Consider the following 13,228-nt stretch of genomic DNA (forward strand, 5'->3'; position numbering starts at 1 on the left):
TATGGATTCGAATTCGACGCAGCGGGAGCTTTTCCCACTCAGCATTGTCATCCTCACGAAAAACGTGGAGGATAAGCTCGAGGACTGCCTGAAGAGCTGCCAGTGGGTGGACGACATCCTCGTCGTCGACTCCGGAAGCACGGACCGCACCATCGAAATTGCAAAATCCTTTGGCGCATACGTGATCAATCAAGGGTGGATGGGCTACGGGCCTCAGCGACGCTTTGCGGTGACGCAGGCCGCCCACGACTGGGTGTTCTGCATCGATGCGGATGAAAGGCTCACCCCGAAGCTGTCCGAATCCATCAGAAAAGCCCTGGCCGGCCGCACCGAGGGCGACGACGGCGGTCCGCACGTCTACGCATGCTCGCGCCGCAACTGGTTCCTCGGAAGGTTTCTGCATCACGGCAACGGCTATCCGGACCGCCAGACCCGCTTCTTCAACCGCCGCTATGCACACTGGACCGACGATCCCATCGAAGAAAAGCTCGTTTCCAAGGAAGAGCCCGTAGTCCTCGACGGAGACCTGCTTCACTATCCGTCCAAGAGCATTGAGGAATTCCTGATCAAGCAGATGAAATTCGCCCATCTGCGGGCAGACTACCTGATGACCCAGAAAGCCCCCTCGGGGATTCTGCGTCTGTGTGTGAGCCCCGCTTTCCGCTTCATCAAATCCTATTTTTTCAAGCTTGGCTTTCTGGACGGGTTTCCTGGCTTCATCTACACCGCAGGCGGGTGCATTTACGCTTTCGTCAAGCACGCCATGCTGATCGAGATGTCCAGGAACCTGAAGGCCTCCCGAAACAACAGAAGCTGAAAGAGCGATGAAAGGGAGACAGGGGAAGTAGCTCCAGGGCGGCGCGCCCCTGCCCTCAGCCCCGTCCATTTCTCTGAAATGCCCTGCATCGGGAGCAGGGCTTCGACCCCGGTGTGCGGACATCTGCGGGGCAAAGGCAGGAAAGGCAGGAAAGGCCGGGCTGGCGGGAACCGCAGGAGGTGTGCGGCAAAAGCCTGAAGATAAAAGAAAACCCGGACGTCTCAGGACAGCCCGGGAAATCGTTATGGTGCGCAGTACAGGGATTGAACCTGTGACCCCCGCCGTGTGAAGGCGATGCTCTACCTCTGAGCTAACTGCGCAACTGAACAGATTTTCAATTTTATGTGTTTTTTTAGCATATGTCAAATTTTTGAACTTAACCGGCTTTTCCGGCAGGCTCTCCGTCCGGCGCCGCGTCAGGATCAAGCCTCCAGAGGCACACTCCCTTGCAGGCTTTGTCAATTTTGTCAAGCTGCTCCTCATGGGCAGCCAGCTCTTCCTTTGAGGCTTTGATCACTTTCAGTAGCGAGGCGTCCGGCAGCGGCGGCAGGCTTTCCTTCCCGCCTTCCATCGCTCCCTGGTCGATCCTGAAGCTGTCCTGACCGCGGGTGAGCGCGATATAGACCTCGGCCAGCAGCTGCGCATCGAGCAGCGCTCCGTGCAGTGTTCTTGCGGTGCTGTCTATTCCAAACCGGGAGCAAAGTGCATCCAGCGTGTTTCTCTGACCGGGGAACTTTTTTCTCGCGATGGCAAGGCTGTCGGTTATCCTGCAGCTTTTTTCAAGCGGAGGCAGCCCGGCGCGCCGCAGCTCCATGTCGATGAACCCGACGTCAAACTCCGCATTATGAATGATGAGCTCAGAGCCTTCGACAAACTTGAGAAAATCAGGCGCGATTTCTGCGAAGCGAGGCTCCTTGGCGAGCCTCTCGGTCGTCAGTCCGTGCACTTTGACCACCTCCTCGGGAACTTCCCGCTCGGGGTTGATCAGCACGTGGTAGAGAAACTTCGAATCGAGGGTGAATTTTCTCCCGTCGAGCTGCACGCAGCCGATCTCTACCAGTCGATCGCCTTTGTCGGCGTTAAGCCCTGTTGTTTCCGTATCAAGGCAGATCTGCCTCATGGCCATTTTCATTCTCCAAGAGACTTCAGCAGGGAGGCGAGCTCGGCGGACACCTTGTCACAGCGGGGCCTTCGGCCTTGAGCGGCCTCCACTCCCCAGTTGGCCAGCCGGTCGGCCGCCTCGTTGTTCTCGACCCCGGCATGCCCCTTGACCCACTGCCAGCGGATGTCAAACCGCTGCACAAGAGCATCGAGCTTCTTCCAGTAAGCCTCGTTTTTGACGGGCTTGCGCCCTGCGGTTTTCCATCCCCGGGCCTTCCAGGCGGGGAGCCATTCGCTGATCCCGTTTTTTACATACTGGCTGTCCGTGTGAATCACTATGGGGCAAGGACGCTTCAGGCTGGAGAGGGCCGCGATCACCGCCGCGAGTTCCATGCGGTTGTTTGTCGTGACGGGCTCTCCTCCGTAAAGATCGAGCATGTGGCGGCCGTAGATCAGTCTCGCCCCCCATCCGCCCGGCCCCGGGTTGCCCTTGCAGGCCCCGTCGCTCCAGATTTCCAATTCACCGGTTCCGATCCCTGGCATATTCTGACGCACCCCCTGCAGCCGCTTATCGGCCGGCTTCCCGACGGGCTCCGGCCTGAGCCGCAAACCGCCGTCCGGCGACAGTTATTTTCCGATCGCTGAAAGACACCCGCCCGATGAGGCGCATGCCCTCGAGCACCTTCACCGCCGAAAGCATCATGACGCCTCCGAGCGAAGGCCACCAGCGGTCTCCCGCCTTGTCCATCCAGCGCCAGCTGTGCATGGCCGAGGCGCTCCGGCAGGGTGGCTCGTAGCAGCCGAAGGCACCGCGGTCTATATCGAGCCCCAGTAGCCCGAACCAGTCCCGGAGTCGCGCGAGAGTGACGAGCGAGGAGCCGCTCGGAAGGTAGGGGCCTCCCAGCCCGATGCCGCTCAGGCGCTGCCTCAGGCCCCAGAGGCTCAGCGGATTGAAAGCCGTTATGACAAGCCTCCCCTGCGGAACCAGCACCCGGGCGGCTTCCTTCAGGGTCCGGCGGGCCCGCTCGACGCTACCCGACAGCTCCAGAGCATGCGGCAGGACAATGAGATCCATGCTTTCGGAGGCGAAAGGCAGCTCGAAGGGCCTCGCATAAACGAAACCTCTCTGCTGCAGCCCGGGGTAGGCGGGAATTTTTTCTCCCGACACGGTGCAGACATGGGAGGCGATCCGGTTCGCCGCAAGAAAATCAATCTGAGGAATCCCCACCTGCAGAGCCCTGTATCCGAAGCTGTCCTCCACCACCCTGGCGACGCAGGCCTCCTCCCATTCGAAGGCCAGCCGGCCGGCCGGAGTATGCAGAAAATCGCATATTTTTAAATTTCTTTTGCCCACTGCCGCCGCACCGTCACAGAAAAAGAACCGTTTACCAAATCGCACATTTGCTTCTATCGCTTGGGACAGCACATAGAGTACCATCTAACCACTGCAAACTGTTCTCGCTTTTCTTTCGATGTTTCTTCGCACCGCATTCACTGTGCTGGCAGGCCTGCTGCTTGCCTCCACCGGACAGGCTCAGAGCGTCCAGACCGACGGTTCGCCTTCCGTGGAGCCTAAAGCCCAGGCAACCCCGGCTCCCGGCGCGGACGCTCTCCGCGGCCCGCTGGCGCAGTCGGAGGAAGCCGCCGGACCTGAGGTCTGGGGACGGATCAGGCGCGGCTTCAAGATGCCGACGCTGGACAGCCCCAAGGTCGACAGCCAGCTCGGGTCGCTCACGAGGCACCCTCAGAGCTTCACGCGCTCGGCGGAAAGGGCCGGTCTGTATCTTTATCACATCGTCGGCCAGGTCGAATCCCGGGGCATGCCCATGGAGCTGGCGCTGCTGCCCTTCGTGGAAAGCTCCTTCATGCCGACAGCCGTCTCTCCGGCCAAAGCCTCGGGGCTTTGGCAGTTCATCCCCAGCACCGGAACCACCTATTCGCTGGAGCAAAACCTCTGGAAAGATGAGCGCAGAGATGTCATTGAAAGCACGCGGGCAGCTCTTGATTATTTTCAGAAGCTCTACGACCAGTTCCATGACTGGCACCTCGCGCTCGCCGCGTACAACTGGGGGGAAGGAAATGTCCAGAAGGCGATCGACCGAAACGCCGCCGCAGGGCTTCCAACCGACTACCAGCACCTGAGGATGCCTGCCGAGACGGCCAACTACGTGCCCAGGCTCGAGGCCGTCAAACGCATCGTGCAGAACCCCGACCGCTACGGCATCACTCTCCCGGACATAGGCAGCGAGCCTTATTTCGTCCAGGTTTTCAGGGACAAGGACATCGACATCAAAACCGCCGCAAGACTCGCGGACATGAAGCTCGAGGACTTCACGATGCTCAATCCGGGGTTCAACCGCCCCGTCATCGTGGGCGCCCATGAAAACGCCATGCTGATTCCCGCGGACAATCTCGACAAGTTCATGGAAAACCTCGCTCGCTGGCGCTCCAACGGCCGCCGGGTCTCTTCCTGGAAGACTCATCGGATGCAGCCCGGCGAGAGCCTCCTCAACATCGCGGAAAACAACGGCATGACCATCGAGGAGATCCGCGAGGTCAACCGCATTCCGAGCAACCGGCGGGTCGCCCAAAACTCACTGCTCCTTGTGAGGGCAGACTCCGGAGAACCCCGAGATGAAATTGAGGCCGGAGGCGCCTTCTTCCGCCTCGAGCCCGTGCCCTCGGTGCCGAAGGTCCGCTACCGTCAGATACGCTACCGCGTCCGCAAGGGCGACACGCTCGATGACATCGCCGACCGCATGCACATCACCAAGCGCTCGATCATTGTGACCAACCGCCTGCGCCAGGCGAAGATTCACAAGGGCCAGAGCCTTACGCTGACAGTGCCGGTCATTAACCGCTCGCCTGACATCGAGCGCATCTCCGCGGAAAATGCAGCCTACAGGGAATCGCGCCGGTACCGCCTGAACGCCAATCCCCCGAAAAAATCGGCCAGACGCTCCGCCGCCTCGGGCAAGGTCTCGAAAAAAGCCTCCACGCCTAAAAAGAGCGCCGCCGGGAATGCGAAGCGCAAGAGCTCAGCGCCGGCCGCCAAGCGCCCTGCACAGAACAAGAAAAAAAATAAAAAGGCCGCACGGCGTCAGGGCTGAGCGGGACTGAGGGCTTCCGTTCAGTTGCTACAATGTCGGCATCGATCCCCCGGTTCGCATTCCGGGGAGTTTCTTGTATTTTTCTGAGTGAGCATTATGGGATTCCTAAACGGAAAAAAGTTTCTGATCACAGGCGTGCTTTCCAACCGCTCCATTGCCTACGGCATAGCGAAAGCCTGCCGCAGGGAAGGCGCTGAACTCGCTTTTTCCTACGCCGGCGAGCACGCCAGGGAAAGAATCGGGAAATTCGCCGAAGAATTCGGCAGCGACGTGATTTTCCCGCTCGATGTCACTCAGGATGACCAGATTGCCGCCGCCGTCAGTCTGCTCAAGGAGCGCTGGGGCGGACTCGACGGTTTCGTCCACTCCATCGGATATGCGCCCCGCGAGGCGATTTCCGGGGACTTCCTTGAGGGGCTTTCCCGCTCCGCCTTCGCCACGGCCATGGACATCTCCGCCTATTCTTTCCCGGCCCTGGCCAAGGCCTTTCTGCCGCTCATGAAGGGCAGACAGGCCTCTGTTCTGACGCTTACGTATCTGGGCAGCGAGCGCGCTGTTCCGAATTACAACACGATGGGCCTCGCCAAGGCCGCCCTCGAGGCCTCCACACGCTATCTCGCGCTGTCCCTCGGAGCGGACGGAATCAGGGCTAACGCCATTTCCTCCGGCCCGATCAAGACGCTGGCCGCCGCCGGGATCAAGGATTTCGGGAAAATGCTGCACCAGACGGAGCAGGCCTCTCCGCTCAAGAAGAACGTGACAACCGATGAAGTCGGCAACGCGGCCGCCTTCCTGCTGTCGGATCTGGCAAGCGGCATCACCGGCGACATCGTCTACGTGGACGCCGGCTACCACATTGCCGCCGGAGTCGATGCGGGACAGTAACGCAATGCCCGTCTTTAAGAAAGCGGCCATCTTCGTCAAGCAGTCCGGGCTGCCGCGGTCGCTTCTTGCGAGGCTACTCGATGTGGTCTGCCGCTCGGGAGTCGAGCCCCTGCTCGATGAAGCTGCATTCAAAACCATGGGGGAAGGCAACCGCTGGAAACCGCACAGCCCGCAGGAGCTCGGCGAGAAGGCAGACGTCGCCATCGTGCTCGGCGGCGACGGCACAACCCTGGGAGTGGGCCGGCTGCTTGCCCCTTACGGCAGGCCCATCATCGGCATCAACGCCGGCCGGCTCGGGTTCATCACCGACATCGTCCTCGAAGAGGTTGAGCAGATCATCCCTCAGATGATGGAGGGGCGGTTCGTCCGCGACGACCGCCCCGTCATCGAGGGTTCGGTGCTGCACAAGGGAAAAAAGGTCTACGAGTCCAACGCCATCAATGACGCCGGCATCACGCACGGGCGGATCGGCGGAATGGTGGAGTTCACGATCTATGTCGACGGGCAGCGCATGTCCACGCAGAGAGCCGACGGCATCATCTACGCCACGACCACCGGCTCTACGGCCTACGCGCTCGCAGCCGGAGGCCCGATACTGCACCCGTCGCTGCTGGGCGCCGAGCTCGTCCCGGTTGCCCCGCACACGCTGACCAACCGGCCCATTGTCCTGCCGCTCTCCTCGGTCGTCGACATCGAGCTGACGGAAGTAAAGGACGGCCAGGCGTATTTCGACATGCAGGAATTCTGGCCCATGGACGAGGGCGATGTGCTTCACATCCATGTCGGGAAAAATCACTTTTCGCTGCTGCATCCCGCCGGATACAACCACTTTGACCTTCTGAGGCGCAAGCTGAAATGGAACCTGATGCCGACCAATCCCGGCTTCAGCCAGCAGGAAACCTCGGGAGAGTGAGCGCGGAGCGGCGCTTTCTGGAGAACTGACGATGCTGCAGTGCCTATCGCTTTCCGAGTTCGTCATTGTTCCTCACCTCAGCCTCGAGCTCGGCCCGGGATTCACGGCGCTCACCGGCGAAACCGGTGCCGGCAAGTCCATTCTGATCGACGCCCTGCAGCTGCTTCTCGGAGCCCGCGCCGACACGGTCGTCATTCGGGAAGGTGCGCCGAAGACTGAGATCAGCGCCATCTTCTCCTCCAGCAAAAGGCTGGAGCGCTGGCTCGCCCAGAACGGTTTTGATTCGGACAAGGAACTGCTGCTGCGCCGCACTCTGGACTCGTCAGGGCGCTCCCGGGCCTGGATCAACGGTTCACCGGCCACGGCGGCGCAGATGCGCGCCCTGGGCGAAAGACTCGTTGACATTCACGGCCAGCACTCCAACCAGTCGCTGCTCAAGCCCCAGGAACAGCTGCGGCTGCTGGACGCCCATGGCGAAATTCTGGACAAGCGAAACGCCGTCCGGGAGCTCTACGAAACCTGGCAGGAAACCCGCCGCAGCCTGGAGTCTGCCGCCTCCAGGCTCGCGTCGCTGCAGGAGGAAATGAACCGCCTGTCCTGGATGAGCGAAGACCTCGAGGCGCTAGCCCCGGAGCCGGGCGAGTGGGAGCGGATCTCTGAAGAGCACACCAGGCTGGCCAACGCATCCTCCATCGTCGAGGGAATAGGGAAGGCGCTGGAGGCGCTGTCCGACGACGATAACGCGTCAGCCGCCTCCTGCATCGGCCAGGCCAGCAGCAGGCTCGAGTCTCTGGCGCGCTACGACCCGAAGCTCGAGAACCTTGTGCAGCAGCTCTCCGACGCCTCCAGCATAGTGGATGACGCCGCGAGCTCCCTCAGGCAGTACCTCGACTCCAGCGACCTCGACGAAGAGCGTTTCGCCGAGCTCGACCGCCGGCTTTCGGCCTTTTATGACACGGCCCGCAAATTCCACGCGAGGCCCGAGGACCTGGCGCAGCTTCGCAGTCAGGTGAAGGAAAAGCTTGCTGCGCTGGAGCAGGGTATTGACACCGAGGGGCTCTCCGAGGCTGAAAAAGAAGCGCGCGGGCGTTATATGCAGGCCGCCGCAGGCCTGTCGCGAAACCGCAAAAAAGCCGCGGCCTCCCTGTCCCGGGAGGTGACCAAAGCCATGCAGGTCCTGTCGATGGAGGGCGGACGGCTCGAAGTGAAGCTGAGCGAAACCGAGTCCGGCCCGTTCGGACTGGAGCGCTGCGACTTCCTGGTCGCGGGCCACGCGGGCGTCGCGCCCCGCGAGCTTACCAAGGTCGCCTCCGGCGGCGAACTCTCGAGGATCAGCCTCGCCATTGCCGTCATTACAGCCAAGGCCACGCCCGTTGGAACTCTTATCTTCGACGAGGTGGACGCCGGCATCGGCGGAGCCGTAGCCGAAGTGGTGGGACGCTTCCTGCAGACGCTGGGCAGGGACAGGCAGGTGATCTGCGTCACGCACCAACCCCAGGTCGCCTGTTGCGCCGGCAGGCACCTGCATGTTGAAAAGCAGACTGCGGGCGGAGTGACAACGAGTTCCGTGAAAGCCCTCGGCAAGGAAGAAAGAGTCACGGAAATCGCACGAATGCTGGGAGGCATTCGAATGACCCAGGCCACGATCGTTCATGCCCGTGAGATGCTGAAAAACTCCGCCCCTTCAAAAGAGGCTTCCGATTAGAATGCGGTTTTTCAGGAATTTTTTGTCTAGCTGCCGCTGGTTATGCTGATTTTCTCCCGCCTCAGCCCGGGCCCGTTCTCCCGCAGAAACATATGGCGCTGGGGCTTCGCTCTGATCCTAACGTCCGCCTTCAACCTCGTGCTGCCTGCCGCCATGGGCTACTCGCACTCTGGAGACATGCCGTGGAAAAGCCTCGACCCGGTGAACTTCCTTGTCCCGGTGCTGGCCCTGCTGATTCTCTCCCAGCACTGGCTGACCAGACGGCTGATCGCCATCCCGGCCGTTGCGGCCGCCGCTCTGTATTTTCCCGCGGGCATGCTCTACGGCAGACCCAATATTCTGATATCTGTCGCCCTGCTTCAGACCAATCCGGCGGAAGCCGCCGAGTTTGCCTCCAATACGCCGCCCTGGCTGTTCCTGGGGACGGCCGGCATGCTGGTTCTGGGGCTGGCTGCCATCCGGGTCTGCCGGAATCTGCAGCTGAGGGCCGCGCCCGTGTGCTGCTGCGCCATCGCGCTCGCCGCCGCCGTCTGGATCCAGACTTACGGGCGCGGCCGGGATCTGGATTCAATCCAGGCCGTCGGCTTTGCCAAGGATCTGGCCGTTTCGGCCTGGTCCGGAGCGCAGGAGCTCCGTGACGAGGCCTCTGCACCGGAACCGAGCTGGGCTGACGTCACCGCAAAGCCCCGCTTCCAGGACTACGTCCTGGTGATTGGCGAAAGCCAGAGAAGAGACTATGCATCGGTGTACGGCTACCCGCTGGACACGACCCCCTTTCTCAGGAAATCGCCCGGCATTTTTTTCAGCCACTTCGTCGCCCCCGGCGGCAACACCGGGATCTCGCTGCCCAGACTCCTGTCGCTGAACAAGCCCGGAACGGACAGCTTCAACAGCGCCAACAATGTCCTCACTCTGGCCAACAGCGCCGGATTCAACACCTGGTGGCTTTCAAACCAGGGCCGCGGCGGGGCCTATGACAACCCCATCGCCCAGATCGGCGTTCGGGCCAAGCACACGATCTGGCTCAAGGGCAATTACGCAGATCCCAACGTGGACGACTTCGAGCTGCTGCCCAAGCTGCGCGAGGCACTCGACACACCCGCAGATGGTCCCAGGCTTTTCGTGCTCCACCTGATGGGCTCCCACCCGACCTTCTGCACACGTCTCTCGGGCCGCGCCGTCGAATGGGACGTGGGAGATCCCAGCATGTCCTGCTACCTCACGACTTATCGGATGATGGACGAGATGATTGAAAAAATCGTCAGAATGCTCGGCAGCCGAGGCAGGACTTGGTCGCTTCTTTACTTCGCCGATCACGGCCTGTCCATGCAGCCCAAGCCCGGAACGGAAACCGGCAAAGAGCTCGAGCACGGGTACGACGCGAGACAGAATTACGACGTCCCGCTTTTCTCCATCTCAAGCACCAGCACGACCCACGAGGTCAATCCGGCAGCCCGCAGCGGATTCCGAATGCTTCAGGGACTCGCCCAGTGGCTCGGCATCAGCACCTCCACTTTCCCCGCAGACTCCGAGGCAGACTTCTGGGGACGTAAGGACGACAGCCGGGTGCGCGTTTTCGGCAACCACGATTACAGCAAGCTCAAAGATGACCCGCCTGTCATCTACGAGCTGAAAAAATAACGGCTGATCCGCGGAGCGGAGAGCAACCTCAACGGCCGGATTTCTCCCGCTCTTTTTTCTGGCAGGCCGAGCAGATGCCGTAAAGCGACAGGGAATGGCTTTCCAGCCGGAAGCCGAACCGTTTGGCTATTTCCTTCTGACGCTCCTCGATGTCGCGGTCCACGAATTCCTCTACCGCGCCGCACCGGGTGCAGACCAGATGGTCGTGGTGGTAGCCGTCATCGAGTTCGAACGTCGCAAAACCTTCCCCAAAATGATGCCTCGTCAGCAACCCCGCGGCCTCAAACTGGGTGAGCACGCGGTACACCGTGGCAAGGCCGATATCCATATTTTCAGCAAGCAGCTCTTTATAAACGCCATCGGCCGACATATGCCGGCTTCCCTTCTGGGACTCGCGCTGGAAAATCTCAAGTATCTTCATTCTCGGGCCGGTTGCCTTCAGGCCCGCCTGCTTCAGCTCTGCCAGCTGATCATGCCGCTTTTCGCTTTCACTCATAGACAAAGACTCTGCGGAAGTTTTCTCTTTTGTCTTATGATACGTGAAGTTTTATAAACAGTTCACTTAGGCATCTTTCTCGTCGGATACATATGGCACTCCCGCATAAGCTGCTCGCAGCTACCGTTATTGCATCTGCCTGCTCACTGCTGGCAGGCTGCCAGACCATGTCCAGAGCCTGGGATTCCGCCGTCGCGTGGACCCCGACTTTTCTACATCCCTACCGCCCGGACGTCCATCAGGGCAATCTCGTCACCTCGGAGATGATCGGGCAGCTGGAAAAAGGCATGTCTCCCGAGCAGGTGCAGTTTCTCCTGGGCCGGCCGCTGCTCCAGGATGTGTTCCATAAAGACCGCTGGGATTACGTTTATTACCTGAACCGCCGCAGCGGCGACACCGAGATCCGCAAGCTCACGGTGTACTTCGGCAACGACGGCCGCGTCTCCAGGTGGACTGCAGATCAAATGCCGGACGAAACGACGGCAGACCTGCTGATTCTCAACGACAAGGATGCCCTTGAGAAGAACAAGCAGAAAAAACAGGAGACCACCTCCGCCCCTGCTGACAAGACCAAGGGGACTGCCGGGCAGCCCTCCGAGCCAGTAAAGGAATCCAAATGATTAAGGTAGCCGTTTCAGGCATCTGCGGCCGGATGGGCCAGATGCTCGTCAAGGCCCTCGCGGCCGCAAAGGACATGGAGCTCAGCGCTGCCTTAGGGCGCGTCGGAAGCGCCGGCGTCGGCAAAGACGCAGGCGCCCCCAGCGGCATTGCGACGGGAGTTCCGGTCTCCGACGACCCGCAGGAGTTGCGCAAGGCCGATGTTGTCATTGATTTCTCGCGTCCTGAAGGAACGCTGGCGATCCTGCCCGAATGCGTTCGGCTTAAAAAACCCGTTCTGATCGGAACAACGGGCTTTGACGCCGCAGAGAAAAAAGCGATCGAAGAGGCTTCCCGGTCGATTCCCGTCATTCTCGCGCCCAACACCTCGGTCGGCGTCAACGCCGTTTTCCGCCTGGTCTCCGAGGCCGCCAGGCTACTGCCGGACACGGATGTGGAAATTGTGGAAATGCACCACCGCAACAAAGTCGACGCACCCTCCGGAACCGCGCTTGAAATGGGGCGGTGCATCGCGCGGGCCAGAGGCCAGGATTTCGATGAAGTGGCCATTCTTTCCCGCGAAGGCCACACAGGCCCGCGAAAGAATGGGACAATAGGCTTTGCCGCCCTCCGCGGAGGCGATGTCGTGGGAATCCACAAGGTCATATTCGCAGGAACCGGGGAAAGGGTTGAGATCTCCCATCACAGCACCACCCGGGAAGGCTATGCCGACGGCGCCCTTGTCGGGGCGCGTTTCCTCGTGAATCAGGCCGCAGGCCTGTACTCCATGGCCGACGTGCTCGGAATTCCCCGGTAAATCAGTTAAAGTTTGATCTGCAGGCCCCTGCAAAGGACCGCAGAGTTTCTTCTCTTGATTAGGCAGTAAAAAATGCAAGAACAACTTGACGCACTCGATTCCATCGTCACGCAGCTCGTCCAGCGCGCGGATCACCTCCATCAGGAAAACGATGAGCTGAAAAAGCAGCTTTCCGACACTCAGGCGGAGCTGGCCAGCACCAAGGACGAGCTGGCCAAAACCCGCGGAAAGCTGGAAGACACCGGCATCCGGATCGGCCTGCTGATCGAGCAGCTCACGCGCGACACCAACATCGAGCCGATCGTGGAGGAGGATGCCTCCGACCAGACTCAGGAGCAGAACGCGGCGGCCTGACCCCCGGGCTGAGCGATAGCGGGACAGACCGCCTATGTCAGATCTTTCTCTGAATATCATGGACCGGACCTTCCGTCTAGCCGTGGCTCCGGAAAATGCTGAAAAACTTCAGCGCTGCGGCGCGGAGCTCGATCGGAGAATGCGCGAAATCAGGGAATCCGGCAGGGTTCTCGGCTATGACCAGATCGCGGTCATGGTGGCGCTCGATCTCATATGGACCGGGTTCGACAAGGACGAAGAGGCGAGGATCAACAAAAGCAGGCAGCAAGAGGCTTCCAGCAAAATCGAGCAGCTTCGGGCCGAATGCGAAGCGGCGATTGCCCGCAACCAGCCCGAGCAGACCCCGGCGGAAAGCGCGCCGGAGGCTGTGGATGCCTCTCTGCCGCGGGATTAGAATGACAAAGAAAGGTGAGCGGCCCCGGAAGAAGGCTCAGTCCACTCGGGCCGCCATGAAAGTTTTCCCTGCGCTGGCCGGATCCAAGGATTTAATGTTCCAGAACCAATGCACTACGTGCTAGGCCGCTGATCTCATTGGCCGAAAGCGCTTTCGGACACGCGATGTCCGAGCCTCGTCCGCCGTGGAGGCGACCGCCCTGAACCCTCGGTTCAGGATACTTATCCTTCCCGGACAGCCGCAGGGATCCCAGTTGTGAAAAGGCGGAGGGCTGAACTGTCCCCAGAAGGTGAGACACTTTCTGGGGATTTTCATGTCCAAAAAGATCTCGATTGAAATTCGTCAAAAAGTATTGACGTTACTGAAGCAGGGAGCTCGATCCTTTACGATCTCAAAAC

14 protein-coding genes and 1 tRNA gene are annotated in these 13,228 nt (G+C 60.5%); 10 read left to right on the top strand and 5 right to left on the bottom strand.

What is annotated here, in order from left to right:
* Nucleotide 1: 1 nt before the first annotated feature.
* A complete protein-coding gene (locus MAF45_RS09350) occupies nt 2-817 on the top strand; it encodes a glycosyltransferase family 2 protein (protein ID WP_237979875.1) in 816 nt (271 codons plus the stop codon).
* A gap of 245 nt (nt 818-1,062) precedes the next feature.
* Here the strand turns inward: MAF45_RS09350 and MAF45_RS09355 are convergent.
* The 4 genes from MAF45_RS09355 to MAF45_RS09370 form a co-directional block, all read right to left on the bottom strand.
* Nucleotides 1,063-1,137 (bottom strand) — tRNA-Val (locus MAF45_RS09355).
* Between the two features lie 56 nt (nt 1,138-1,193).
* Nucleotides 1,194-1,937 (bottom strand): DNA polymerase III subunit epsilon, encoded by a 744-nt coding sequence (gene dnaQ, locus MAF45_RS09360; RefSeq protein WP_237979942.1) that lies wholly within the window; start codon nt 1,935-1,937, stop codon nt 1,194-1,196.
* A gap of 8 nt (nt 1,938-1,945) precedes the next feature.
* Nucleotides 1,946-2,461, bottom strand: coding sequence for a ribonuclease HI (rnhA, locus tag MAF45_RS09365; RefSeq protein WP_237979886.1), 516 nt, complete (start codon nt 2,459-2,461; stop codon nt 1,946-1,948).
* A 25-nt stretch (nt 2,462-2,486) separates the two neighbouring features.
* Nucleotides 2,487-3,272 (bottom strand): class I SAM-dependent methyltransferase, encoded by a 786-nt coding sequence (locus MAF45_RS09370; RefSeq protein WP_237979888.1) that lies wholly within the window; start codon nt 3,270-3,272, stop codon nt 2,487-2,489.
* A 118-nt stretch (nt 3,273-3,390) separates the two neighbouring features.
* Here MAF45_RS09370 and MAF45_RS09375 point away from each other — a divergent pair, with 118 nt between their 5' ends.
* The 5 genes from MAF45_RS09375 to MAF45_RS09395 all read left to right on the top strand — a co-directional run bounded on the left by MAF45_RS09375 (nt 3,391) and on the right by MAF45_RS09395 (nt 10,172).
* Nucleotides 3,391-5,028, top strand: a complete 1,638-nt coding sequence (locus MAF45_RS09375) for a transglycosylase SLT domain-containing protein (RefSeq protein WP_237979899.1) — start codon at nt 3,391-3,393, stop codon at nt 5,026-5,028.
* 96 nt (nt 5,029-5,124) lie between these two features.
* On the top strand, nt 5,125-5,913 hold the full coding sequence (locus MAF45_RS09380; protein WP_237979901.1) for an enoyl-ACP reductase FabI: 789 nt from the start codon (nt 5,125-5,127) through the stop codon (nt 5,911-5,913).
* 4 nt (nt 5,914-5,917) lie between these two features.
* Nucleotides 5,918-6,826: an NAD(+)/NADH kinase gene (locus MAF45_RS09385; protein WP_237979903.1), complete on the top strand. Its 909-nt coding sequence runs from the start codon at nt 5,918-5,920 to the stop codon at nt 6,824-6,826.
* A gap of 31 nt (nt 6,827-6,857) precedes the next feature.
* On the top strand, nt 6,858-8,531 hold the full coding sequence (recN, locus tag MAF45_RS09390) for a DNA repair protein RecN (RefSeq protein WP_237979905.1): 1,674 nt from the start codon (nt 6,858-6,860) through the stop codon (nt 8,529-8,531).
* Nucleotides 8,532-8,573: 42 nt separating this feature from the next.
* Entirely contained in the window at nt 8,574-10,172 is a 1,599-nt protein-coding gene (locus tag MAF45_RS09395) for a phosphoethanolamine transferase (protein WP_237979907.1), read from the top strand.
* Between the two features lie 28 nt (nt 10,173-10,200).
* Here MAF45_RS09395 and fur read toward each other — a convergent pair whose 3' ends face one another.
* The gene (fur, locus tag MAF45_RS09400; protein ID WP_237979919.1) at nt 10,201-10,668 is read right to left on the bottom strand and encodes a ferric iron uptake transcriptional regulator; all 468 of its coding nucleotides are present in this window, start codon (nt 10,666-10,668) and stop codon (nt 10,201-10,203) included.
* A 92-nt stretch (nt 10,669-10,760) separates the two neighbouring features.
* Here fur and MAF45_RS09405 point away from each other — a divergent pair, with 92 nt between their 5' ends.
* The 4 genes from MAF45_RS09405 (at nt 10,761) to MAF45_RS09420 (ending at nt 12,830) form a co-directional block, all read left to right on the top strand.
* Nucleotides 10,761-11,288 carry an outer membrane protein assembly factor BamE gene (locus tag MAF45_RS09405; protein WP_237979921.1) on the top strand — a complete coding sequence of 176 codons (528 nt, stop codon included), beginning with the start codon at nt 10,761-10,763 and terminating at the stop codon, nt 11,286-11,288.
* Entirely contained in the window at nt 11,285-12,082 is a 798-nt protein-coding gene (gene dapB / locus MAF45_RS09410) for a 4-hydroxy-tetrahydrodipicolinate reductase (RefSeq protein WP_283207069.1), read from the top strand. The genes MAF45_RS09405 and dapB overlap by 4 nt, the downstream gene beginning before the upstream one ends.
* 72 nt (nt 12,083-12,154) lie before the next feature.
* Nucleotides 12,155-12,436 carry a hypothetical protein gene (locus tag MAF45_RS09415; protein ID WP_237979923.1) on the top strand — a complete coding sequence of 94 codons (282 nt, stop codon included), beginning with the start codon at nt 12,155-12,157 and terminating at the stop codon, nt 12,434-12,436.
* A gap of 34 nt (nt 12,437-12,470) precedes the next feature.
* Complete coding sequence (locus MAF45_RS09420) at nt 12,471-12,830, top strand: cell division protein ZapA (RefSeq protein ID WP_237979925.1); 360 nt, start codon at nt 12,471-12,473, stop codon at nt 12,828-12,830.
* The last annotated feature ends 398 nt before the right edge of the window (nt 12,831-13,228 follow it).

Source organism: Mesosutterella porci (assembly GCF_022134585.1).
GTDB lineage: Bacteria > Pseudomonadota > Gammaproteobacteria > Burkholderiales > Burkholderiaceae_F > Mesosutterella > Mesosutterella porci.

Excerpts from the sequence above, each read along its gene's own strand:
- recN (WP_237979905.1), top strand. The coding sequence starts at position 6,858 with ATGCTGCAGTGCCTATCGCTTTCCGAGTTCGTCATTGTTCCTCACCTC.
- MAF45_RS09415 (WP_237979923.1), top strand. The coding sequence starts at position 12,155 with ATGCAAGAACAACTTGACGCACTCGATTCCATCGTCACGCAGCTCGTC.
- dnaQ (WP_237979942.1), bottom strand. The coding sequence starts at position 1,937 with ATGAGGCAGATCTGCCTTGATACGGAAACAACAGGGCTTAACGCCGAC.
- MAF45_RS09405 (WP_237979921.1), top strand. The coding sequence starts at position 10,761 with ATGGCACTCCCGCATAAGCTGCTCGCAGCTACCGTTATTGCATCTGCC.
- fur (WP_237979919.1), bottom strand. The coding sequence starts at position 10,668 with ATGAGTGAAAGCGAAAAGCGGCATGATCAGCTGGCAGAGCTGAAGCAG.
- MAF45_RS09420 (WP_237979925.1), top strand. The coding sequence starts at position 12,471 with ATGTCAGATCTTTCTCTGAATATCATGGACCGGACCTTCCGTCTAGCC.
- MAF45_RS09385 (WP_237979903.1), top strand. The coding sequence starts at position 5,918 with ATGCCCGTCTTTAAGAAAGCGGCCATCTTCGTCAAGCAGTCCGGGCTG.
- MAF45_RS09395 (WP_237979907.1), top strand. The coding sequence starts at position 8,574 with ATGCTGATTTTCTCCCGCCTCAGCCCGGGCCCGTTCTCCCGCAGAAAC.
- MAF45_RS09350 (WP_237979875.1), top strand. The coding sequence starts at position 2 with ATGGATTCGAATTCGACGCAGCGGGAGCTTTTCCCACTCAGCATTGTC.
- rnhA (WP_237979886.1), bottom strand. The coding sequence starts at position 2,461 with ATGCCAGGGATCGGAACCGGTGAATTGGAAATCTGGAGCGACGGGGCC.
- dapB (WP_283207069.1), top strand. The coding sequence starts at position 11,285 with ATGATTAAGGTAGCCGTTTCAGGCATCTGCGGCCGGATGGGCCAGATG.
- MAF45_RS09380 (WP_237979901.1), top strand. The coding sequence starts at position 5,125 with ATGGGATTCCTAAACGGAAAAAAGTTTCTGATCACAGGCGTGCTTTCC.
- MAF45_RS09375 (WP_237979899.1), top strand. The coding sequence starts at position 3,391 with ATGTTTCTTCGCACCGCATTCACTGTGCTGGCAGGCCTGCTGCTTGCC.